Source organism: Acidovorax sp. Q11, assembly GCF_054950075.1.
In genome coordinates this window covers 1-23087 of record NZ_JBUDZG010000038.1, presented here as the reverse complement: position 1 = coordinate 23087, position 23087 = coordinate 1, and the positions used below count along the sequence as shown (strand labels likewise).

The 23087-nt window shown below is 65.0% G+C and carries 20 protein-coding genes, 1 tRNA gene and 1 pseudogene; 5 read left to right on the top strand and 17 right to left on the bottom strand.

The genetic code is table 11. The features are described from left to right. Nucleotides 1–89 precede the first annotated feature (89 nt). The gene (locus ACYZGB_RS20570; RefSeq protein WP_055400446.1) at nucleotides 90–332 is read left to right on the top strand and encodes a glutaredoxin domain-containing protein; all 243 of its coding nucleotides are present in this window, start codon (nucleotides 90–92) and stop codon (nucleotides 330–332) included. A gap of 24 nt (nucleotides 333–356) precedes the next feature. Here ACYZGB_RS20570 and ACYZGB_RS20565 read toward each other — a convergent pair whose 3' ends face one another. From ACYZGB_RS20565 to ACYZGB_RS20495, 15 genes are all read right to left on the bottom strand, one after another. Beyond that, a complete protein-coding gene (locus tag ACYZGB_RS20565) occupies nucleotides 357–824 on the bottom strand; it encodes a DM13 domain-containing protein (RefSeq protein WP_462390705.1) in 468 nt (155 codons plus the stop codon). Between the two features lie 79 nt (nucleotides 825–903). Next, nucleotides 904–1770, bottom strand: a complete 867-nt coding sequence (locus tag ACYZGB_RS20560; protein WP_462390704.1) for an alpha/beta fold hydrolase — start codon at nucleotides 1768–1770, stop codon at nucleotides 904–906. Between the two features lie 45 nt (nucleotides 1771–1815). Beyond that, nucleotides 1816–2964 (bottom strand): ABC transporter substrate-binding protein, encoded by a 1149-nt coding sequence (locus ACYZGB_RS20555; protein ID WP_462390703.1) that lies wholly within the window; start codon nucleotides 2962–2964, stop codon nucleotides 1816–1818. Between the two features lie 124 nt (nucleotides 2965–3088). Further along, nucleotides 3089–5254, bottom strand: a complete 2166-nt coding sequence (locus tag ACYZGB_RS20550; protein WP_462390701.1) for a D-(-)-3-hydroxybutyrate oligomer hydrolase — start codon at nucleotides 5252–5254, stop codon at nucleotides 3089–3091. Nucleotides 5255–5346: 92 nt separating this feature from the next. Beyond that, nucleotides 5347–6420: a branched-chain amino acid ABC transporter permease gene (locus ACYZGB_RS20545; RefSeq protein WP_462390700.1), complete on the bottom strand. Its 1074-nt coding sequence runs from the start codon at nucleotides 6418–6420 to the stop codon at nucleotides 5347–5349. 16 nt (nucleotides 6421–6436) lie between these two features. Next, nucleotides 6437–7423 (bottom strand): branched-chain amino acid ABC transporter permease, encoded by a 987-nt coding sequence (locus ACYZGB_RS20540; RefSeq protein ID WP_252658881.1) that lies wholly within the window; start codon nucleotides 7421–7423, stop codon nucleotides 6437–6439. Between the two features lie 115 nt (nucleotides 7424–7538). Beyond that, nucleotides 7539–8267 (bottom strand): ABC transporter ATP-binding protein, encoded by a 729-nt coding sequence (locus ACYZGB_RS20535; protein WP_462390715.1) that lies wholly within the window; start codon nucleotides 8265–8267, stop codon nucleotides 7539–7541. Between the two features lie 11 nt (nucleotides 8268–8278). Continuing rightward, nucleotides 8279–9049, bottom strand: coding sequence for an ABC transporter ATP-binding protein (locus tag ACYZGB_RS20530; RefSeq protein ID WP_462390699.1), 771 nt, complete (start codon nucleotides 9047–9049; stop codon nucleotides 8279–8281). A 66-nt stretch (nucleotides 9050–9115) separates the two neighbouring features. After that, nucleotides 9116–10594 carry an extracellular catalytic domain type 2 short-chain-length polyhydroxyalkanoate depolymerase gene (locus ACYZGB_RS20525; protein ID WP_462390698.1) on the bottom strand — a complete coding sequence of 493 codons (1479 nt, stop codon included), beginning with the start codon at nucleotides 10592–10594 and terminating at the stop codon, nucleotides 9116–9118. 326 nt (nucleotides 10595–10920) lie between these two features. Beyond that, a complete protein-coding gene (locus ACYZGB_RS20520) occupies nucleotides 10921–12114 on the bottom strand; it encodes a substrate-binding domain-containing protein (RefSeq protein ID WP_300212036.1) in 1194 nt (397 codons plus the stop codon). Nucleotides 12115–12265: 151 nt separating this feature from the next. Further along, entirely contained in the window at nucleotides 12266–13777 is a 1512-nt protein-coding gene (locus tag ACYZGB_RS20515; RefSeq protein ID WP_462390696.1) for a sigma-54 interaction domain-containing protein, read from the bottom strand. Between the two features lie 134 nt (nucleotides 13778–13911). Then, entirely contained in the window at nucleotides 13912–14640 is a 729-nt protein-coding gene (locus ACYZGB_RS20510) for a DUF2325 domain-containing protein (RefSeq protein WP_462390695.1), read from the bottom strand. Nucleotides 14641–14832: 192 nt separating this feature from the next. Beyond that, nucleotides 14833–16338 (bottom strand): tripartite tricarboxylate transporter permease, encoded by a 1506-nt coding sequence (locus tag ACYZGB_RS20505; protein ID WP_462390693.1) that lies wholly within the window; start codon nucleotides 16336–16338, stop codon nucleotides 14833–14835. A 12-nt stretch (nucleotides 16339–16350) separates the two neighbouring features. Continuing rightward, on the bottom strand, nucleotides 16351–16869 hold the full coding sequence (locus tag ACYZGB_RS20500) for a tripartite tricarboxylate transporter TctB family protein (protein WP_462390692.1): 519 nt from the start codon (nucleotides 16867–16869) through the stop codon (nucleotides 16351–16353). Nucleotides 16870–16950: 81 nt separating this feature from the next. Further along, the gene (locus tag ACYZGB_RS20495; protein WP_462390691.1) at nucleotides 16951–17910 is read right to left on the bottom strand and encodes a Bug family tripartite tricarboxylate transporter substrate binding protein; all 960 of its coding nucleotides are present in this window, start codon (nucleotides 17908–17910) and stop codon (nucleotides 16951–16953) included. Nucleotides 17911–18034: 124 nt separating this feature from the next. Here ACYZGB_RS20495 and ACYZGB_RS20490 point away from each other — a divergent pair, with 124 nt between their 5' ends. The 4 genes from ACYZGB_RS20490 to ACYZGB_RS20475 all read left to right on the top strand — a co-directional run bounded on the left by ACYZGB_RS20490 (nucleotide 18035) and on the right by ACYZGB_RS20475 (nucleotide 21868). Beyond that, nucleotides 18035–18718, top strand: coding sequence for a response regulator (locus ACYZGB_RS20490; protein ID WP_462390689.1), 684 nt, complete (start codon nucleotides 18035–18037; stop codon nucleotides 18716–18718). Then, nucleotides 18715–20187, top strand: coding sequence for a sensor histidine kinase (locus ACYZGB_RS20485; RefSeq protein ID WP_462390687.1), 1473 nt, complete (start codon nucleotides 18715–18717; stop codon nucleotides 20185–20187). Before ACYZGB_RS20490 ends, ACYZGB_RS20485 begins: the two co-directional genes overlap by 4 nt. Next, nucleotides 20184–20618 carry an RNA-binding S4 domain-containing protein gene (locus ACYZGB_RS20480; protein ID WP_094287374.1) on the top strand — a complete coding sequence of 145 codons (435 nt, stop codon included), beginning with the start codon at nucleotides 20184–20186 and terminating at the stop codon, nucleotides 20616–20618. The genes ACYZGB_RS20485 and ACYZGB_RS20480 overlap by 4 nt, the downstream gene beginning before the upstream one ends. Nucleotides 20619–21193: 575 nt before the next feature. After that, on the top strand, nucleotides 21194–21868 hold the full coding sequence (locus ACYZGB_RS20475; RefSeq protein ID WP_462390686.1) for a hypothetical protein: 675 nt from the start codon (nucleotides 21194–21196) through the stop codon (nucleotides 21866–21868). A gap of 391 nt (nucleotides 21869–22259) precedes the next feature. Here ACYZGB_RS20475 and ACYZGB_RS20470 read toward each other — a convergent pair. Continuing rightward, nucleotides 22260–22352 (bottom strand) — tRNA-Ser (locus ACYZGB_RS20470). A 33-nt stretch (nucleotides 22353–22385) separates the two neighbouring features. Further along, nucleotides 22386–22883: pseudogene (locus ACYZGB_RS20465) on the bottom strand (ACT domain-containing protein); the annotation flags it as partial. Between the last annotated feature and the right edge of the window lie 204 nt (nucleotides 22884–23087).

Here is a 23087-nt window from a genome sequence, read left to right as displayed (position 1 = left end):
CAAACCAATCGGCATTCCGCCACCAGCAGCGCTGTTGTGGCGAAAGCCCGGCGCGAGCGCCTGCCATGGGCCACCCGTAAACTCTGTCCATGACTTTTCAAATCACCGTTTACTCCAAATCCGCCTGCCCCCAATGCGATTCGGCCAAAAAGCTGCTGCAGTCGCGTTCGCTGCCTTTTGAGGAAATCAAGATCGACGACGAGGCAGAGCGCCTGGCGTTTTATGCCAAGTGCGGGCCTTCGGTGCGGCAGATGCCGCAGATCTTCATCAACAACCAGCGCGTGGGCGGGCTGGCGGGGCTGCAGGCTGCGCTGGCGCAGATCGGCCAGTGACACCCGCTTTCGTCCCTCCCCTGGTTATTGGTACTTCGCAGCGGTGATGAACTCACTGAAGGTTTCGCACCACACGATCACGGTGTTGAACTTGGCCGGGTCCACGCCCTGCGGCAGCGGGACGATGAAGTTGTTGAACGTTTTCACATCACCCACACGCGACATCTGGGGCTTGAGGCGCTTGAAGTCGGCCTCGGTCTCGACAAACTCGGTCGACAAGTAAAGCTTGTAGTCCGGCCCCGGGGCGAGCTTGCCCACCAGGCTGATGGCTTGCGGGCCGATGGACACGGCGCCTTCGCCCCAGTGCAGGGCGTCGCTGTCCTTCAGGTCACGGCGGAAGGTGGCGGTCCATTGCGCGGCAGGCACGCTGGACTGGATCTCCTGCTGCGTGGGCGCATCGGGTGCGATCAGGATCGGAAGCACATACACACCCAGCGCAAACCCGATGACCAGGGTGAGCAGGTGCGAGGCGATGAGCAGCAGAGGTTTCATGGCAACGGGTTCAGTGGACTGAGCCCAATGTACTGCGCAGCGCCCTCGCCTTCAACGCTGCGCAGCTCCCGCTGTCCGATCAGGATGCGCGGGCCAGGAAGCCATCCACCAGCGCGTAGTGCTCCGGCACATTGAGCGCGGGCGCATGGCCGCAGCCGGGCACCTCCACCACCTGCGCCAGGCCGCGTGCTCCGGGGCCCCGGGTCAGCATCTCGGCGGTGGTGTCGCGCAGCACCAGGTCAGACTCCTCGCCACGCAGGCACAACACGGGGATGTCGAGCGCGTCGTAATGGTCCCAGATCAGGTAGTCGTTGGCGTGGTGGGTGAACTGCTGCACCATGGCCGGGTCGTAGTGCGGCGTCACCCTGCCATTGGGCAGGCGGCGGGTGGATGTCTCGGTCAGGTGGCGCCACTGCGCATCGCCGAGCCAGCCGTAGGGTTGGTACACCTGCCGGAAGAAGGCCTCCAGTTCCATCACCGTATCAAACGCGGGCGGATCGCCCGCATAGGCCTTGATGCGCTCCAGAGCGGCATCGGCCAGGCGGGGCGCGTTATCGTTGAGCAGCAGGCTCTGGATGCGCCCTTTGAGCTGCGGCTGGAACAGGCCCGACGCACACACGGTACCGATGGCACCGCCCATCGACGTGCCCACCCAGTGCGCCTTCTCCACACCCAGCTGGTCAAACAGGTCGGCCGCGATGCGCGCATAGAAAGACAGGCGGTACTCGTCCTGTGGGGTGCGCGCCCACTGACTCAGACCCCGGCCGATGGTGTCGGGGCAAATCACGCGAAAGCGCGATGCCAGGTGGGCAGCCAGCGGGTCCATGTCGCGCCCGGTGCGGGCCAGGCCATGCCATGCAATCACTACAGGAGCGTCCGGCGCGCCCCATTCCGTGTAATGGATTTCATAGCCAGCGCAGGTGGCGTAGCGTGAGGTGGGGGACATGATGGCGACCTTGTGGAACAGAAAAAAATGAAAGGGACCTGCGGCTCACTTCATGAGGCGGCCATTGCTGCCGATAACGGTGACTTCGACATAGCGTGAGCCGATGCGGTTGGTGGGCGAGTACCCCAGCGTGATCCCGCCGAGGTCATAGCTCTGCAGCGACTCCAGCGCCTTCACGACCTTGCCGCGCGTGGGCTGCGGCCCAGCACGGCGCAGAGCTTCGACCAGCACCTTGGCACCCAAAAACTGCTCGAAGCTGGTGTAGTTGACCTCGGCATCGGGCGCGTATTTTTTGAGCAGCGACTGGTATTCGCGTACAACAGGTAACTGAGGCCGGTAGGGGTACGGCACCACCTGGCTGATGCCCAGGCCGTGCGCGTTCTTCAGGCCTGCAAGCTTGACCAGCTCGGTCGGGTCTACCACTGAGATGTTGTAGAGCTGGGCGCCACCGCCCTGCTCGCGGTAGCGCTGGATAAAGGCCGCTGCGGGCTTGTTTACCGCGATCATGATGACGGCGTGCACATCGGCGGCCTTGATGGCCTTGACGGCCTCATCCACCTTGTCGGTATTGCGTTCGTAGCCCGCTGCCACCACCAGCTTGAGATTGCGCTTGGCCAAGGCCGCATCCACCCCTGCCAGGCCAGCCTTGCCAAAACCATCGTCCTGGTACATCACGGCCACGCGGTTCATGCCCAGGGTGGTGAGCTGCTGCACCATGTGCTCGGCCTCGTCGGCGTAGCCTGCGCGCACGTGGAAAATCCAGGGATTAAACGGGTTGCGCAGCGACTCGCCCCCCGTGTAGGGCGCCACCAGCGCGGCACCACCCTGCTCCAGCACACCATCGGACAACAGTTGCGTGATGTTGGCGGTACCAGCAAAGCCGTACAGGGCCACCACCTCTGGCCTGGCCAGCATCTCGCGGGTGAGCCTCACGGTGTCGGCCACCTTGTAGGCATCGTCGGCCACCGCCTGGCGAATACTGGCGCCGTGCACACCGCCCTGGGTGTTGACCCAGTCAAAGTAGATCTTTCCGCCCAGCACCATCTGTGCGCCTGTGCTGGCTAACACGCCAGAGAGCGGTGCCACCTGCCCCACCACAATCTCGGCAGCGTGCAGCGAAGGCGCGGCGGCCCCGCCCCACAGCACCGCCAGCGCTGCCGCCACGCTGCGACTCCATGTCTTGGCCTTTTCCATGTAGGTTCATCCCCTAGTTGAGTGGCTTGCAGCCGCGCCCACGGCAGCGCTGGGGGCTATGGCCCCCACGCGTTCCCGACGGGCTGCAGTGACGGTGTGTCGTCTGGCAAAGCTCCTTGGGGGGTCAGTCAGGGATGGCAATGGCGCCCGCCGTGATCGCGATGGCGTTGGCTGCAGCAGGCGTTGTGGCCAGCGGCGGCACGTTGGCGGCCGTGATGGCCGGGGCGCTGCCTGGCGTGCCACCGCGCGGCACCGTGCGCACCACCTGGCTGGCGGGCAGTGCCTTGCCGTTGGCAAGGTGGTCGTACACGGCGTCGAGCGCATGGTTCAGGTACACATGCAGCGGCAAATAGCGGCTGTCGTAGCCCGGCAGCACCGTGGGCAGGCCGATGAAGCTGTCGAAGTGCTGGGCGTTGGCCACTTCCACATAGCTGAGCTTGCTGGCGGCGCCTTCCACCTTCTTGTTCAGCGCGGCGTAGGGACGCGAGGTGTGGCTGACGGGCAGCAGTGCGTCAGCGCGGCCATGCACGATCACGGCGGGCTTGCCGCGCAGATTGCCGTTGCGGCGGGTTTCATCCACACCGGCCTGCAGCTTCTTGGCAGCGGCGTCATTGCCTGTAACGAGGTTGCGCAGGCACTGAGCGCCAGCCAGGTTCCAGTCGGCGACGCCAGCGTCCGACACTGACTGAAAATCTCGCGTAGCGCCAAACTTGCTGAGGTTATTGACCAAATTGATACCCCCCGAAGGCGGAACACCATTGCCTGTGGCGAACATGGTGGTAAGCGCCTCTGGCGCGAGTGGGGTGACCGAACCCACAGGCAGAGCCAACGCAGCCGTCACCCTCGTGGCGGCGTAGCTGAAACCACAGAGGTTGTCCTTCACGCTGGCGCGCGAGAGCCCGTTGGCAAAGGTCACGGCCACAGCGGGCGACACTTCAAACGCGGCCATAGAGGCATGCAGGTCACTCGACTCTGACTCCCAGCCGTAGTCGCGCAGCTTTTGCAGCGCCTCTTCGGCCTGGGTGACCGGGGTGCTGGCCGTGAGCAGCCCTGCCGCCTTGAGTGACGCGCAGCGGTTGGAAGCAGTGAACGCAAACCCGGCAGCAAACGCCGCTGCAAAGGGGCTGGCGCTGACCGAAGGAGCGAGCGACGCGCAGGCCTGGTAGAGGTTGGCGTAGGTGGTGAAGTCCACCAGCGTCTTGCCGGTGATTGCCACATCGGCACTGCCACGGCGCACCGTGACGCCGGGGTTGGCGGGCATTTCGATGGCAGGCTCGGACACGGCCACGCCGCTGATCAGGCCCTGTGTGTCCAGCTCGGCAGCCGCGATGGCCGCGCCACCGCCGTTGGAGATGCTGGATGCGATCACGATGGTGTTGGCCGGGGTCAGCGTCTTGAGGCGCTGGCCCGCTGCATCGGTGGCGCCAAAGCGCTGGTTGAGCACGTAGTAGCCAAACTCCACCGCCTGCAAGGTGGTGGTGCCCCAATCCTTTTCAGAGTTCTGGCCAGAGTGGGCGTGCTTGAACGCAAAGCGGTCATTCGTGGCGGTGTTGAAGGCGGCCAGCTCGGTGGCCGTGAGGCCCGCGTTGAAGGCGGCGGCCTTGCCTGCCGCAGCGGCCGTGGTGCGCGTGCCGTCGATCAGCGGCACGGTGTCGTTCTTAAGGTCGTGCGGCGCGCCGCCCGTGCCCTTGTCGGAGTACGCCACGGCGCAGCCCTTCTTGAGGCCCCACTCGCCCGTGGAGATGCCGCCGTACACACCGCGCGAGCCCGAAGCCGTGGCGGTGATCATGCAGGGTTTCTTGGGGTCGAAGCTGGCAGGCACCTGCACCATGAGGGTGACGTTCTTGCGGCCCGTGCCGTCGTCGGCAAACGCGATGTATTCGGTGCCCGCCACCTTGCCCTCGCCCGTGGTGACCTTGCCCTGCGCATCCACGTTGGGGCCATAGAGTGTGCCGTAGCCACCGGCCGCCGTCATGTCGAGCATGGCGCGGTAGTTCGTATGTATGGCTGTGCGGCGCAGCTCGGCCGCCGTGGGCTTGAGGGGGTCGGCAAACGCAGGGGGCACGGCAGCTTCCAGGCCCGTGGCGCCCAGGCCCGCTGTGAGCAGGTCGTTGCTGGCGCCGTCATACGAGGTCTCGCTGATGGCACCCAGGTAGCCGGGCTTGGTGTTGAGGGCGGTGCTGTCGCCGCTGCTGCCGCCGCAGGCAGCCAGCACCGCAGCGGCCAGCGCTGCGGGCATGAACGGACGGGAAAGGGGACGAAAACGCGGGTTCTTGATGCTCATTGTCATGTGCTTGTCTCCTGGAATTTTTCTTTGCGTGTTGTTGAACAGCTCACCTCAACACCCAGGCCACGCCGGTCACCCGGCGCGGCCGGGGCCATTCACCCCGCCTTGCGCGCAGCTGCCGCACGCAGACGCCCCACCACGCCGGTGGGGAAGTAATAGACCGAAAGGACGAAGAGCACGCCCAGCCACAGCAGCCAGCGGTCGGGCGACAGCAGTGCCGACAGCCAGGGCAGGCCCGCCGTGACCTCGTGACCCATGCGCAGCAGATCCTGCAGGTAGCTTTGCGCCACCAGAAACAGCACGGCGCCGATGGCCGATCCGTAGATCGTTCCCATGCCGCCGATCACCACGATGAGCAGGCAGTCCATCATGATTTCGAAGCTCAGGGACGTGTCCGGCCCGTTGTAGCGCAGCCAGAGCGCGAGCATGGCGCCCGCCATGGTGGCGAACAGTGCCGACAGCACGCTCGATGTGGTGCGGTACACCACCACGCGGTAGCCAATGGCTTCGGCGCGGAACTCGTTCTCGCGGATGGCCTGCAGCACGCGGCCGAAGGGCGAATTGACGATGCGCAGCAGCGCCAGCACCAGCGCCACGGCGGTGACGAACAGCAGGTAGTAGCAGATCAGCCGCCCGTCGATGGTCACGCCCAGGAAGGGTTCTTCAAACGGCTCGAAGCTGGGCGAGAGGATCTCGGGCACCTTGAAGGTCAGGCCGTCTTCGCCACCGGTGATGTCCGACAGCTGCGAGGCCAGCGTCTGGAACGCCGCCGCCACGGCCAGCGTGATCATGGCGAAAAAGATGGCACGCACGCGCAGCGAGAACAGCCCCACCGCCAGCGACAGCAGCAGCGACAACAGCAGCGCACCGCCAATGCCCACGCCCAGCGCCGTCCAGGTGGGCCCCAGGCGCGTGGTGGCCACTGCGATGCCATAGGCCCCGATGCCAAAGAACATGGTGTGCGCAAAGCTCACGATGCCGGTGTAGCCCAGCAGCAGGTCGAAGCTGGCGACCAGCACCACAAAGATGAGCACCTTGGCCGCCACCGAGAGCGCCTTGACGCCCGGGAACAGGAAGGGTGCAAACGCCAGCCCCAGCAGAAGGGTCACGAGGATCACCGCCAGCACCTTGCTGCGCGGGTAGTCGCCGGAGAGAAGTCGGTTCAGCATGTCAGTCGGCTCCTCATCAGCGGTTGGCCACGGGATAGACGCCCTGCGGACGCCACAAAAGAATGGCCACCATCAACGCGATGTTGGAGAACAGCGCCACCTTGGGCACCAGGAAGCCGGTGTAGTTGGCCATCAGCCCCACCAGCAGCGCACCGATGAGCGCGCCGCCCGTGCTGCCCAGGCCGCCGATGATGATCACGATGAAGATCAGCACGTTGACCTGGGCGCCCATCTGGGGCACCACGTTCTGCTGGTACAGGCCCCACATCACGCCGCCCAGGCCCGCCAGGGCCGAGCCCACCACAAACACGCCAATGAACAGGCGGCGAATGCGGTAGCCCAGGCTCTCCACCATCTCGCGGTCTTGCACACCAGCGCGGATCAGCAGACCGACCTTGGTGCGCGATAGCGTCCAGGCCAGCACGCCAAACACCAGCAGGCCCACGGCCACCGCCACCAGGCGGTATTTTTCGATGGCGGCGTCACCCACCAGCAGCGAACCACGCATGCCTTCGGGCAGCGGCAACGGGATCTGCTGCGGACCCCAGATCACCTTGATGAATTCTTCACCAATGATCATGCCGCCCATGGTGATGAGAATCTGCTTCAAATGCTGGCCGTACACGGGCCGCACGATGAAGCGCTCGAACGCCAGGCCCACGGCCCCGGCCACGGCCATGGCCACCAGCATGGCGGGCAGCACGGCCATCAGGTTGCGCCACAGGTCGGCGCTTTGTGTGTAGTCGCCCATGGCGCCCAGCACGCTGGTGGCCACAAAGGCGCCCAGCGCAATGAATACGCCGTGGCCGAAGTTCAGCACGTCCATGAGGCCGAACACCAGCGTGAGGCCCGAGGCGATGATGAAGATGATCATGCCCATGGCCAGCCCCGCCACCGTGAGCGTAAGCCAGGTGCTGGGCGAGCCGATGAAGGGCAGCACCAGCAGCGCGAGGGCCGGCACCAGGGCCAGGGGTTTCCAGTCGAAGTCGCGGGCCATGCTCATGCCAGGCCTCCTTGTTGGGGGGTGGGGGGATGTGCAATCACTATGCTTTTGATAGCTACAACTGCTTGATGGACGCGCGCAGACGGCCCAAAAACCTTGAAATCAGAGGTGAAACTCATAACGCCAGCCCCAGCAGCGAGCGCTGCAATGCCTCGTCCGCCGCCAGCGCGGCCATGCTGCCCGCGTGCACCACCTGGCCGTTGTCCATCACGGCCACGGTGTCCCCGAGCCGCTTGGCAAAGTTGATGTTCTGCTCCACCAGCAGGATGGTCACGCCGCTCTTCTTGAGCTGGTCGAACGCATCGATCATGTTGTTGATGATGGCGGGCGCGAGGCCCTTGCTGGGCTCGTCCACGATGAGCAGGTCGCGCGGCTCGACGATGGCGCGGCTCACCGCCACCATCTGCTTTTGGCCGCCGCTGAGCTTGCCTGCGGGGTGGTTCCAGAACTTCTCCACCGCCGGGAACAGCTTGAAGATCCACTGCAGCCGCGCCTCGTCCATCTGGGCGGCATTGCGCGCGCTGCGGGCGGCCAGCAGCATGTTTTCCTTGACCGTGAGGTCGGAAAAAATGCCCATGTTCTCGGGCACATAGGCGATGTTCAGACCCGCGATGGCGGGGGTGTTCATCGCGGTGATGTCTTTGCCGCCAAAGTGGATGGAGCCCTGCGACGCATGCCACAGGCCCATGATGGTGCGCAGCGTGGTCGTCTTGCCCGCGCCGTTGCGGCCCAGCAGCATGGTGAGCTGGCCCTTGGGCACGGCCAGATCTACCCCGTGCAGGATGTGGTACGCGCCGATGTGCGTGTGCACGCCCCTGAGTTCGAGCAGGTTGGTGGTGCTCATGTTGCTGGTGCTCATGCGGCCTCCTTGGTCACACCCAGGTAGGCCTCTTGCACCACGGGTGATGCAATCACCTCGGCCGGTGGGCCATCGGCCACCAGCGTGCCGTTGGTCAGCACGATGATCCGGTCGGCCAGCTCGCGCACCACGTCCATCTTGTGCTCCACCAAGAGGATGATCTTGGTCTTGTCTTTCTTCAGTTCACGGATCAGGTTCAGGATCACGGGGGCCTCGTCATGGCTCATGCCAGCCGTGGGTTCGTCAAACATGTAAACCTGCGGCTCCAGCGCCATGAGCAGCGCCACTTCGAGCTTGCGCTGGTCGCCGTGCGGCAGGCTGGCCACCGGGGTGTCGCGCCGCTCGTACATGGCCACTGTTTTCAGGATGGATTCAGCGCGCTCGGTCAGCGCGCGGTGGTCGCTCCAGATGCTCCACAGGTTCAGCCCCCGGCGGTGCTTGCCCTCTTGCGTGGCCTGCACGGCCAGGCGCACGTTTTCGAGCACGCTGAGGTTGGGGAACAGGTTGGTGAGCTGGAACGCCCGGCCCAGGCCCGCATGCGTGCGCGCCGAGACGGACTGGCCGGTGAGGTCCTGCCCGCCCAGCGTCACGCTGCCGCTGCTGGCCTTGAGTTGCCCTGAGATCAGGTTGAAGTAGGTGGTCTTGCCCGCGCCGTTGGGGCCCACGATGGCGGTCAGCGTGCCGGGCTCGAAAGAGCAGGTCACGGCATTGACCGCCACGTGGCCGCCGAAGCGGATGGTCAAGTCCTTGGTGGCCAAGGTGCTCATGGGTGATGTTTCGCTTTCACGGTCTTGGTAAGTGGGCCGCTGTGCCTCTCACAGCGGCATGGCAGTTCAGGGACAGGTACCAACGACGTAGTAGTTGGGGCCCGTTTGCTTGAGGGTGGTGGTGGTGAACACGTTCCACCAGCCCATGCCCTGATTGGAGCCCTGCGCATAGGCAAAACCCAGGTAGGCATAGGCACGCCCGGCCAGCGTGTGGGCGTAGTTGCTGGCCGTGGTGCAGGTGCCAGTGCCGCCGCCCGAGGCGGCCAGCGTGGTGCCGGATGCTGCGGCCGATGTGGCGCCCTCGGCCCCATTGGCATCGGCGGCGCGCACCGTCCAGCTGTAGGTGGTGGACGCGGCCAGGCCGGTGTCGGTATAGCTGGTGGCCGTGACGGGCAGCGCGTTGACCTTGTTGGCGTTGCGGTACACGTTGTAGCTGGCGGCGCCGCTGACGGCAGCCCAGCCCACGGCCATGCTGCTGGCCGTGGCGCCCGAGGTGCTCACGCCGGTGGGGGCAGGCAGGGCCACTGGGGGCGCCGTGCCGCCCGTGCCGCTGGATACGCGGTCCACCATGGCCTTGATGGCCGCCATCTGGGGGCCGGACTTCTTGGAATAGTTGGCGCTGTCATAGCCCCACCAGTCCCAGCAGCTGTTGGTGGCGGCCAGGCTGGTCTGCGGGTACAGCATCACGATGTTGTTGCTGTCGGCCCAGCGGTTGTAGCCCGTGTTGCGCACGTACTGCTGCTGCACATCGTTCACGTTCTGCTTGCAGCCATGCAGCACCACGTGCAGCTTGCAAGTGGCGCTGCCGCCCGCCTGGCAGGCCTGGGGCACATAGGCCCAGCCCGTGGTGGCCATGCCGTGGTTGGTGATGAACTCGCTCTGGTTGAACTCAATGAAATTGCCACTGGGCAAGGCGGCGTTGTTGCGCGGACTCAAAGCGCCGTACAGGTGCTGCAGCATCGCACCGGCCAGGTCGAAGTTGCAGTTGCTGATGTAGGGCGCGCCCTTGGTGGAGCAGCCGTTGCCATAGTCGTCGGTCACCATGGCGTGCTCGGCAGCGATGTCTTTCTTGTAGACCACATTGGCGGCGGGCACAAAGCTGCTGTAGTAGGTGCGCAGTGCATCCATCACGCCGGTCTTGACCACGCTGTCGAGCGTGCCCGAGAACAGGTAGACCTTGGAGTTCTGCAGGTTGGCCACGGGGTCGATAGCGCCCTGCCCGGCCCAGGTGTTGGTGGTGCTCACCAGCGTGCTGGTGGGGATGCCTGCGGGGCTGGCCATGCAACGCCCGGTGGCGTTGACGACCGAGCCTTCAGCGCAATAGAAAGGGCCGCCTGCGACCACGCCCGCGCCCTTGGCAAACGTGGCCGAGTACGCCACGTGCAGTTGCACGGCCATGAATCCGCCCGAGGACAGACCCGATACCGTGGTCTGTGTCTTGTCGATCTTGAGTGCTGGCAGGTTGACGGCGGCCAAGGCGCCGCCCGTGCCACACAGTGCCATCGCAGCCCCTGCTGCAGCCGCCCGGATGAAATTGAAAGCCATGTTGTCTTGTCTCCAAATAATTTTTGAGAAAAACCGACCCAGCCCCCGTGTAATCCGGGGGTTCATGCATCAATTCACTGGAAAAAAAAGGGGCGGCCGCCCCCGCGAGGATGGATCCCCGCTGGGCTGAACAATCGTCAGCCAGCGGGGCCACGCAAACCCTAAGGCTCCGCTGAACAGGTCTCTCGCGTGTCGAGCATCCCTGCCTTGGGCGATCTGCCGCGTTGCAAATCCTCGCCATAGCACGGGCTATGGCTGCGGTTTACGCCTTGCAGCTCATCCCAAACCAGGGTGCTCGCCATCACTCAGACCTGCCCAGCGCAGCCTTATCGCTTGTTGCGAATCGGAACTTGCATCTCTTCAGGCTTGATCTCGCGCACCAGCTCGGGCACGCCCCAGGCAAAGGCCGGGTCCACCTTGATCTTGAAGTGGTACATGCTCTGCATGGCCTGGTGGTCTTCCTTGCGGAAGGTCATCTTGCCCTTGGGCGTGTCAAAACTCATGCCTTCCATGGTCTTGATGAGCTTGTTGGTGTTGGTGTCGCCATTGGTGGCCTTGAGGGCCGTGACCAGCGCCATGGCCGAGCTGAAGCCACCAGCGGTGAAGAAGTCTGGCGGGGTCTTGAACTCTTTGTAGTGAGCGGCCACCAGGGCTTCGTTCACGGGGTTCTTGGGGATGCCGAAGTAGTAGTACGTGGCGCCTTCCATGCCAGGGAAGTTCTTGTATGCGGCCATGGCGGGCAAGATGTTGCCGCCCGTGGCGATCTCGATGCCGTAGCGCTTCAAATCCAGGTCAGCGATCTTGAACGGATTGCCCGCGCCAGCCCAGATGATGAAGATCACCTTGCGGCCGGGCACGTCCTTGAGCTTGTCGATCAGGCGCTGGGCACCGGCGGTGAAGTCGGTGGTGGTGGTGGGCAGGTATTCCTCGTGCACCAGCTTGGCGTTCTTCAGCGCGTCCTTGAAGGCCTTCACGCCGTCGCGGCCGAAGGCATAGTCCTGCGCCAGCGTGGCCACAGTCACACCGGCCTTGTCGATGGCCACGGCGTTGGAGATGGCGTCCTGGCTGCTGTTGCGGCCGGTGCGGAAGATGTACTTGTTCCACTTGTCGCCCGTGATGGCGTCGGCCACGGCGGGCTCCACCAGCAGGATCTTCTTGTATTCCTCGGCCACGGGCAGCAGGGCCAGGGCCACGCCGCTGGAGGTGGGGCCGACTGCGATGTCGGCCTTGTCGTCCGAGTAGGCCGAGGCCAGCAGGCTCTTGCCCAGGTCGGGCTTGCCCTGGTCGTCTTTCTCGATCACCACCAGCTTCTTGCCATTGACGGTCATGCTGCCGCCGGTGGCGTAGTTCAGGCCCATCATCAGGCCCGTTTGCGTCTGCTTGCCGTAGGCCTCCAACGGGCCGGTCTTGCTGTACACGTGGGCAATGCGGATTTCGCCGGTCTGGGCGAACGCGGGGGCGGAAAGCGTGGCGGCGGTAACGGCTGCGGTGGCAAGGGCTACCAAAGTGCGACGGTGCATGGCGATGTCTCCTGTTGTGATGCTTCTTTATTGCACAGTCTGTGCCAGCATCCAAGTGCTTGATTTCAAAGATACTTTTACTGACACCTCAGCGACACTGCCTGAATTTAATACACAACAAATGCCTGAAATTCAGACATTTGCCTGAAATTTATTCAGGGTTTTCCAGACGTCCGTAGAGCGTGGCACGCGAGATGCCCAGCTGCCGCGCGGTGGCCAGCTTATTGCCGCCGTGGGCCTTCAGGGTTGCGGCAATGGCCTTGCGCTCCAGTTCGGCCACTTGCTCGGCCAGCGGGCGCAGGTAGCGGCTTTCGTCCTCGGCGTCGGCGGCGTGGCCCGGGTCCTGCACCGGGGCGGGGGCGGCGGGCTCCACACCTGCCTCGCGCAGGATGCGCTCCAGCTGCGCGGCATCGATGGACTGGCCTTCGCCGCGCATCACCGCCTGCTCCAGCACGTTGCGCAGCTCGCGGATGTTGCCGCGCCAGGGCTGGCCCGCCAGCAGGGCCATGGCATCGGGCAGCAGCTCGGGCGGGGGCGTGCCGTTGCGCAGCGCCAGGTCTTCGCCCAGGGCTTCGACGAGCGCAGGGATGTCGCCACGCCGTACCCGCAGCGGCGGCACCCGCACCGGCAGCACATGCAGGCGGTAGAACAAGTCTTCGCGGAACTTGCCCTCGCGCACCAGGGCCGCCAAATCGCGCGAGGTGGCGGCCAGGATGCGCACGTTGAAAGGCACGAGCTTGTTGCTGCCCAGCGGCTCGATCTCGCCCTCTTGCAGGGCCCGCAGCAGCTTGGCCTGCAGGCTTTGCGGCATGTCGCCGATTTCGTCGAGGAACAGCGTGCCACCATCGGCCAGCTTGAACTTGCCGTCGCGCCCCTTGCGGTCGGCGCCGGTGTAGGCGCCCGGGGCCACGCCAAAGAATTCGGCTTCGAGCAGCGTGTCGGGCACGGCGGCGATGTTGACGCTCACAAACGGGCCGCTGGCGCGGCTGGATGCGGCGTGGATGGCGTGGGCCAGCAACTCTTTGCCGGTACCGGTTTCACCCAGCAGCAGCACGGGGCTGGTGGACTGCGCTGCTCGCCGCGCCTGGCGCTTGACCTCGGCCGCAGCGGGGCTGGAACCGATGAAACTGGCAAAGGTGTACTTGGACCGCCGCTCGCCATCGCCCGCCACGGCCAGGCTGCGGCGGCGCTGGCTGGCCAGTTCGCGCCGGGCATCGTCCAGGTCGCGCTGCAGCAGCGCAAACTTGCTGATCAGCGGCTGCAGCGTGGTCTCGGGGTGGTCGAACAGCACGATGCCGATAGCGCCGATCACGCGGTCGGCGTCGTCACGCAGAGGGATGCGGCTGACCACAAAGGTGCCCGCCTTGTTGGTGAGCAGGTCAATGAGCACGGGCTGGCCGGTTTCGAGCACGCGGCGCATCTCGGTGTTGGGGATCACCTCCTCCACCGTGCGGCCCACGAATTGGTCGACCGACGAAAACCCCAGGTCGGGCAGAAAGCGCTGGTAGCCCTCGTTCACCCACACGATGCGCCCGCTGCGGTCCACCAGGAACATGCCCTGGCTGACGCTGGAGAACAGCTGAAACATGGAGCGTGCCGCCAGTTCGAGAATGCCCTGGGCATCCAGCGGCAGGGCGGGGGCGTCGTCAACAAGCAAGGGCATCTGCGGATGGTAGCGCGGCGCTGGCGCCCGGCACCCGCCTGCGCACGCGGGCAGAGGCTGCGCTCGGCGCATTGATTGCTATTGTTTTAATAGCAATCAAGGCAATACCACCGCGCGGTAACGGCCATTTTGATTCAGATTTTTGCGTCTTCAGGCTGTCCGGACGCCGCAGGCAGGGCGACTGAGGCCATGCGCAGCACCACCATGGGCCGGAGGGCGGCCAGCGCCTGTGCCTCGCGCACGGCCAGGGGCTGATCGACCAGGATGCAGGGCTTGCCCGTGCGGCGGCAGTGGTCCTGCACGCGCCAGTAGTCGTCGTGGCTGATGCAGCCCGTCTGGCAGATCACCAGGTCGGCGGCGGCCAGGCTGGCATCGAGGGCCATGTTGCGGCCCCGCTCGAACGCGGCGCCCTCCCCGGCCTGCGCACGCTGTTGGGGTCCGTGGCCTGCGCGCGGCTGCGGCGGCACCCGTGGCATCGGCAAGGAAGGTGCTGCAGCCATCAGCACAGCGCCACCGCCCTGCCGGGGCGCGCTGACCGCCGAGGCCTGCCCTGCGGTCGCCGCCTGGCGCCAGCGCAGGCATTCGCGCGACAAGGCGGTGATGCGCTCTGCCAGCAGGCCGATGTGCCGCGCCATGGCCTGGCGGCGCGGCAGGCCGGGGCTGGCGGCCCGCAGTTGCTCCAGCTCGTCCTGCGCCAGCGCCAGGCGGGTGTCGCGCACGATGATGGCGCCCCGCAGGCGCACCACCTCGGCCGTCAGGGCCTCAATCTGCTGGGCCTGCGTCTGCATGGCGGCACTGCAGCGCTGCTGTGCATCCCCCAGTTGGCGGCACAGCGCCAGAAACTCCTGCGGAAGTGAATGCATGCGCCATCCTTGCAAATAAGAACTATTCGCATTTTATGATAGAATCGGCCCCCGTTGAGCAAGCCATCCTGGTGGGGAGGGCATCGAAGGGCGTCAGGGCCTTGGGTGTCTGGCTTGCGATGACATTGCCGCTGACCCATAAAAAAACCGCGCTGGAAGGCGCGGTTTTTTTGTTGGCAAAGGCCGTCAGGCTCAGGTTTGCGCCAGCGCCATCTTGCGTGCTGCCCAGCGGCGCAGCAGGCGCGGCACGATCAGCACGGCCAGCACGATGACGATCAGGGTCACCGAGCCCGGGCGCTCCAGGAAGATGGTCCACTTGCCTTCGCCAATTGCGACGGCGTTGCGCATCTGCGCCTCGGCCAGGGGGCCCAGGATCATGCCCACCACCACCGGCGCGGCCGGGAAGTCAAAGCGGCGCATCACCACGCCCAGAAGGCCAATCGCATACAGCAGCACCAGGTCGAACGCGCTCTGGCGCATGCCGTACACACCCAGCGTGGAGAACACCAGAATGCCTGCATACAGGTACGACTTGGGGATGTTCAAGAGCTTGACCCACAGGCCCACCAGCGGCAGGTTCAGGATCAGCAGCATCACGTTGCCGATGTACATCGACGCGATCAGCGCCCACACCAGCGCACCATTGGTGTCAAACAGCTGCGGGCCAGGCTGGATGCCGTAGTTCTGGAACGCGCCCAGCAGGATGGCCGTGGTGTTGGACGTGGGAATGCCCAGCGTGAGCAGCGGGATCAGCGTGGCCGTGATGGCCGCGTTGTTGGCGGCCTCGGGGCCCGCCACGCCTTCGATGGCGCCGGTGGTGCCGAACTCTTCCTTGTTCTTGCTCAGCTTCTTTTCAGCCGCGTAGCTCAGGAAGGTCGGGATCTCGCTGCCGCCCGCAGGCACGGTGCCAAACGGGAAACCAATGAACGTGGCGCGAATCCAGGCGGGCCAGGAGCGCTTCCACTCTTCCTTGGTCATGTGGGTGCTGGTCAGGCGGTTCTGGGTTTCGTCCACCCGGCCTTCGTACATCACGTTGTACAGCGCCTCGCCCACGGCAAAGAGGCCCACGGCGATCAGCACCACCTCAATGCCATCCATCAGCTCGGGCACGCCGCCGGTGTAGCGGGCCTGGCCCGTGATCTGGTCGATGCCGATGAGCCCCATGGCCAGGCCCACAAACAGGGCCACCATGCCACGCAGCGTGCTCTTGCCCAGCACCGCGCTCACGGTGGTGAAGGCCAACACCATGAGCATGAAGTATTCGGGCGGGCCCAGGCGCACCGCATATTCGGCGACCAGCGGCGCAAAGAACGTGACCAGCACCGTGGCAATGGTGCCCGCCACAAACGAGCCGATGGCCGCCGTGGCCAGCGCGGCGCCAGCGCGGCCGTTCTTGGCCATCTTGTTGCCCTCCATGGCCGTGACCATGGAGCCCGCCTCACCGGGGGTGTTCAGCAAAATGGAGGTGGTGGAGCCACCGTACATGGCGCCGTAGTAGATGCCCGCAAAGAAGATCATCGAAGCCGTGGCCTCGACCTTCACGGTGATGGGCAGCAGCATGGCCACGGCCACGGCCGGGCCGATACCGGGCAACACACCCACGGCGGTGCCGATCATGCAGCCCACAAAGGCCCACAGCAGGTTGATGGGTGTTGCCGCTGTGGCAAAACCCTGCATGAGGAGATTTAGCGTTTCCATGGTGTGCGGGCCTTACAGCCACCCCGTGTTGGTGAGGCCGGGCAGGTTGATGGCCAGCAATTTCGTAAACATCCAGTACACCGGTGCAGCCACTGCGAGGCCGATGAGGGAATCCTTGATCCAGGCCTGCAGGCGCAGGTCCAGCTCGCCTTCGGAGCTTTTGAAGCCGCGCACCGAGAGCACAAAACACAGCGCGCAGCTCAGGATGAAGCCCAGCGTGGTGATGAGCAGGGCGTTGAGCAGCAGCCCGGCCGACACCCAGATGAAGCCCTTCCAGTGGGCGCGCTCGTCGCCAGAGCCGTCTTCCAGCGCCCGGAAGCCGCCCGTGAGCGCATGCACCACACAGAGCACGCCGCAGATCAGCAAAGCGATGCTGACCACCCAGGGGAAGAAGTTGGGGCCGACGCCGCCGTAGCCCGCCTCGGAGCTGACGGAGCTGGCCCCCCAGGCCAGGCCCAGCGAGAGCAGCACCAGGCCCGAACCCACCAGGGTCTGCAGGGGCTTGGAGCGCGATGAATGTTGTTGTGTCATGTTTTTTCCTTCGCACCAACCAGCAGGCAAGGCCGCCGCCCCTGCCCTGCGGGCAGTGCGGCAGCCAAGCCTTGTTCCCGATCAGATCATCCCGGACTTGGCCATGGTGGCGCGCATGCTGGCGAACTCGCTGTCCACGAAGTTGGCGAACTCGTCGCCCGCCATCCATGCGGGGGTCCAGCCGTTCTTTTCCATCGCGTCCTGCCAGGCCTTGTGCTTGTAGGTCTTGGACAGCGCATCGATCAGGGCCTTGCGCTGCTCGGGCGTGATGCCAGGGGCGCCATACACGCCGCGCCAGTTGCCGATCTCCACGTTGATGCCCTGCTCCTTGAGCGTGGGTACGTTCACACCCTTGAGGCGGGTGCCCGAGGTCACGCCCACGGCGCGCATCTTGCCGGCGGTGATGTACTCGGCAAACTCGCTGTAGCCGCTACCGCCCACGGTGACGTTGCCGCCCAGGATAGCGGCGGTGGCCTCGCCACCCCCACGGAAGGCCACGTAGTTGATCTTGGCAGGGTCCACGCCCACTTCACGGGCAATCATGGCGGCGGCGATGTGTTCGGTGGAGCCACGCGAACCACCGCCCCACTTCACGCTGCCGGGGTCTTTCTTGAGCTGGTCGATCACGTCCTTCATGGTCTTGAAGGGCGAATTGGCGGGCAGCACGAACACGTTGTATTCGCTGGTCAGGCGCGCCAGGGGCGTGACCTTGTCCAGGCCCACGGGGGGCTTGCCGGTGATGATGCCGCCCAGCATCACGGCGCCCATCACCATCATCGCGTTCGGGTCGCCCTTGCTGGCGTTGACGAACTGCGCCAGGCCAATCGCACCGGCCGCACCGCCCTTGTTGTCATAAGACACCGACGCCGCAGCGCCCGCATCCTGCATGGCCTTGCCCAGCGCACGGCCGGTGGTGTCCCAGCCACCGCCCGGGTTGGCGGGGATCATCATCTTGATGGCAGACGCCGTCTGGGCCGAGACGGGCAACACACCCGCAGCAGCCATGGCTGCCAGTGATTTCAGAAAGGTATCGCGACGCATGGAGTCTCCTGATTGGTTTTCGGACTGCCCGATGATGCGCGCGCTGCCTGTCAAACGGCTGTCCTCAGACTCAGGGAAAACACTCATGCATCCCGCCCAACGAGACGGTGCTATGGTGCCGCGCATGCAATTGCTCCTTGTAGAAGACGACCCCACCATGCAGGCCACGCTGCACCGCGCGCTGACGCGTCGTGGCATGGAAGTGACCGCTGTGGGCGACGGGCGCGCGGCCCTGAGCCAATGGACCGCCCTGCAGCCCGACGCGATCATCCTGGACCTCACCCTGCCCGGCCTGGACGGCCTGCAGGTGCTGCAGCAGGCCCGCTCGCGTGGGCTGCGCACCCCGGTACTGATCCTCACGGCACGGGGCACGGTGGGCGACCGTGTGGTGGGCCTGAACGCAGGGGCCGATGACTACCTGCCCAAGCCCTTTGACCTGGACGAGCTGGAAGCGCGTCTGCGTGCACTGGTGCGCCGCAGCGCCGACCCCACCGTGGCGCCCCTGGCGCCCAGCACCTTGCAGATCGGCGCCATCCGCTACGACAAGGACAGCGGCGCGCTGTACCTGAACGGCGAGGTGATGGAGCTGACCCCCCGCGAACTGGCGCTGATGCACGCGCTGCTGGCACAACCCGGCCATGCCGTGACCAAGGAGCGGCTGTATGAGCTGGTGTTCCCTGGCCAGCTGGATGTGCAGTACGAAGCCATTGAGGTGGTGGTGTACCGGCTGCGCAAGAAGCTGGCCGGCACAGGCCTCACCCTGATGACGCTGCGCGGCCTGGGCTACCTGCTGCGGGCCGATGCATGAGCCAGAACACGACCCAGGCCGTGGCGCGCCACCACTCGCTGAGGCGGCGCCTGCTGCTGGGCATCCTGTTGCCGGTGGCACTGTTCATCGGCATCAACACCTGGAGCCTGTACCACCAGACGCTGGCCTCACTCAACACGGCGTATGACCGCACCTTGCTGGCGTCCGCCAAGAGCATCAGCGAGCAGCTCGATGTGAAAGGCTTCGACGATGCGGCGCAACTGCGCGCCATCGTGCCCTATTCGGCCCTGGAGGCCTTTGAGGCCGACAACCAGAGCCGGATGTTCTACCGCGTATCGACCCTGAAGGGCGAGATCGTGTCGGGCTTTGAGGACCTACCGGTCTGGCAGGGCCGCATTCCCGATCGGCCGCCCTACGCGGCCCTGGTCGACTTCTACGACGACCGGTTCCGCGACCGGGACGTGCGCGTGGCCGTGCTGCTGCAGCCTGTGGCCAGCTCCGAAGGGCGTGCCATGGCCGTGATTCAGGTGGCCGAGACCCTGGAGGTGCGCGAAACCCTGGCCCTGCAGATCCTGTGGAACACGTTGCTGCGCCAGGCCCTGCTGATCGCCGTGGTGGGCTTCACCGTGGTGCTGGTGGTGCAACGCGCCACCCGGCCCGTGCGCCAGCTCAGCCAGCAGTTGCAGGCCCGGCGCGAAGGCGACCTGAGCCCCATCGCCGCCCCCCTGGCCCCGCGCGAGCTGCAACCGCTGGTGGACGCGACCAACGAAGTGATGCAGCGCCTGCGGCACCTGCTCAGGCACCAGAAACGTTTTGTGCGCGATGCATCACACCAGCTGCGTACACCCCTGGCCGTGCTCAAGACCCAGGTGCAATCGGCCCTGCATGGCGACGTGGAACCCCGGCAGGCCCTGCATGAAATCAGCGACACCGTGGACCGTGCCACCCAGCTCGCCAACCAGATGCTGGCGCTGGCCAAGGTGGAGCAGCTGCGCCAGCAAAGCGCCCCGCCCGCCACCCGCTTCGACGACATCCTGCGCGCCGTGGCGCTGGAGATATCGCCATTGATCGCCCAACGCGACCTGGACTTCGGCATCCACACCGAGCCCGCGCTGGTGCAGTCCCACGAATGGATGCTGCGAGAGCTGAGCCGCAACCTGCTGCACAACGCCGTGCGCCATGCGCCGCCTGGCAGCGAACTCACGGTGGACCTGCGCAGCGACGGACGGCATGTGGCGCTCACCATCAGCGACCACGGCCCCGGCATCGACGACGAACTGGCCGCCCGACTGTTCCAGCCGTTCTCGGCGGGCGATGTGCGCACAGGCAGTGGCCTGGGCCTGGCGATTTGCCACGAAATCGTGCAGGCGCTGGAGGGCAGCATCACGCTCACCAACCGCATGGCGGGCCATCGGGTGGCGGGCCTGGACGCTGTGGTGCGCCTGCCGCTGCCCAGCGCTGCGGCCGATGGCCCACCCGAGGCACAAGCGGCACAATCACGCCCATGAGCAACCTGGAGACAATGCGCCTGGACAAGTGGCTCTGGTGCGCCCGCTTCTACAAGACCCGCAGCCTCGCCACCGACGAAATCGGCAAGGGCCGGGTGACCGTCAACGGCCAACTGGCCAAGCCCGCACGCGACCTGCGCTGCGGCGACACCGTGGCGCTGCGCCAGGGGCCCGTGGCGCGCACCGTGCGTGTGCTGGGCCTGAGCGGCGCGCGCGGCCCGGCGCCTGTCGCGCAACAACTGTACGAAGAAACCGCCGACAGCATCGCCGCGCGTGAAAAAGCCGCCGAGCTGCGCCGCCTCGCCCCCGAGCCCGCCGCCACCCTGCAAGAAGGCCGCCCCACCAAACGCGACCGCCGCGAGATCGACAAGGTCAGCCGCCCCGGCGGCGGCGACTGGGGAAGCCGCTGGAGTGCCTCGATCGACGAGTGACCAGGATGGCGACAAAGCGCGTGCCACCGCACTGCGGACTGGGCAGGGTCTCTCTCAAGGGCCAAATGGAACCCGGTTCAGCGGACGCATTCGCAGCCTGAACCGGGACATCACCAGCGCCGCGTGGGGCGCACTGCGCGGCAGCAACTCCTCCACACACCCGGTGGCTGTTGGAGGCACGAAGCCCGACGCGACACTACCTAGCCAAACTCAACGCCGCGCTACATCAATCTGAACGACGAAGAGCACCCGTGAGGGGTGCACACGCTGGAAGCTCTGAGCGCCACAGGCCCCGGCCACGCCCTAGAAATCTTCGACTCAATCATCCCGTCCAAGGAACTCCAATGAACCTGTTTTTTGTGCCACGACCATCACGACCGCTGTTGCACAGTGCCCGCGCGTGTCTATTCGTAAAAGCGGTATCTGCGGCCAACGATTAGCAAGACATTCACATCTCGCGTGACATGATGTTTTTGCACCCAAAAGGCGCACTGACTCCTAAGCCAAGCCTGTCGCAGAGCCCGAGTCGGCTTGCCAAAGCGTGCATTTCCATTAATCACTCTTTGAAGATTTCTATGACCATTCAACGTCGCAAGATTCTCCAGTCCGCAACGCTTCTGCCACTGATGGCCGCAGTTCCGGGTGTCGTACAAGCCCAAAGCGCAGGCCTCGCCGTGGGAGCGCACAAAGTCATCTCGGCGTCCTCACGGTACGTGGGCGCTCCGCAGAATCAGGCCTTCCAGCTGGGGTTGGACTATCTCCAAACGAATGGTGCTCGGGGCGTTTTCTTTGACATCGTGCCAGAGGCGACCAGCGGCGGCCATGCAGGCATCTGCTTCCACGCGGCTCCAAACGCTTCCGGTGCGTGGCAAAACATTGGGCAAGGCCCCAGCCCCACCTCACCCGTGAACCAGTTGCTTTGGTTTAGAGGGGTGGGGGTGATATTTCAACAAGATGGCCGGATACAGTCTGAGCAATGGGTCGTCGGCGCGGATGGCAAGTCCGCTGCTGCGAATGTCGCCACCATCGGCTACTTCCCGGCCAATACAATCCTACGCGTTGCAACTTCAATGAACAATGCGACCCGCCAAATGCTGCTAATCGTCTATTCGGTGGATAGCTCCACGGGGGATGCAGTGGCAGAATTGGGCCGCCTCACGCTGCAGGCGGAAGTGTTCACCAGTCTCGCGGGCGTTTTCGTGATTGGTGGTGGCAGCATTCAAGTGCAGCCCTACGCGCTGTACCCCTGAAGATAGGCCACGCGACATAGGCCGCACCATGTCACACACGGCTCGCCCGGCATTGCGCTAGGCGGGCCTTTTGTTGTCTCTAGCGCAGCCGCAGCAAAGCGGCAAATGCAAAAGGGGAAAAGCGCCATGGGAACTCGTGCACGCGGCGCGCCACCCACAGTCTTCCAAAGGACTCAACCATGGCAATTGCGGATTTCCATCAAGGATTCGATTTGGCATGGCTCAATTTCTGTAAAGCATAGATAGTTGAGTGAGCATGGAAGCTAGTTGGATGGAGTTTGCAAATAGAACCCTATGAAACCATAGCGCGCCACCCTGTTTTACATAGGATCAGTGCTGATGGGGGCAGACGTAAAAAAACCCGCTGGTTTAGGGCGGGTTTTTTTAGCTCTGGCGGAAACGGAGGGATTCGAACCCTCGATGAGGCTCTACACCCCATACTCCCTTAGCAGGGGAGCACCTTCGGCCACTCGGTCACGTTTCCAATCCCGCTATTATGCCTCATTTCGGAGGCGGTTCAGGCAGCCTGGGCGGTCTGCGGGTCCAATGCGAAGGCCTCGCGCAGGCTGCGCACGGCCAGTTCCACCTGCGTTTCTTCGATCACCACCGAGGTCTTGGCCTCGGAAGCAGAGAGCATCTGGGCCTGGATGCCCGCTTCGCGGAGCGTGCCGAACATCTTGCTGGCCACACCCACATCGCTGCGCATGCCGATGCCGACGATGCTGACTTCGCACACACCGGTGTCACCTACAACTTCCCGCGCGCCCAGTGTGGGAAGTACTTGATCCTGCAGCAGCTCTACGGTGCGCACGCAGTCACTGCTGTGCACCGTGAAGCTGAGATCGGTCTTGCCGTCCTTGCCCACGTTCTGGACGATCGCGCCCGAATCAATGCGGGCATCGGCCATGGTGCGCAGAACATGGCTGGCAATGCCGGGCTGGTGGGGCATACCGAGCACGGAGACCCTGGCCAGGTTGCGGTTGACGGCAACGCCGGAGACGGTGGCTTGTTCCATTTTTCGTGTTCCTCAAAGTACTGCAGTGGGCGGCTTGTTGTGCACCGCCGTGTTGCGTGTCCGCAGGGCGGCCCACTTAGCAGGCTGAAGAAATACCTCCCACGCATCCAGCCCAGCAGCCCAACCCCCGGTAAGCTCACCGGAGCCTCCCACATCACTTGACCTTGACCCCCATGCGCGGCGCCGACACCTTCACCGAAAGCC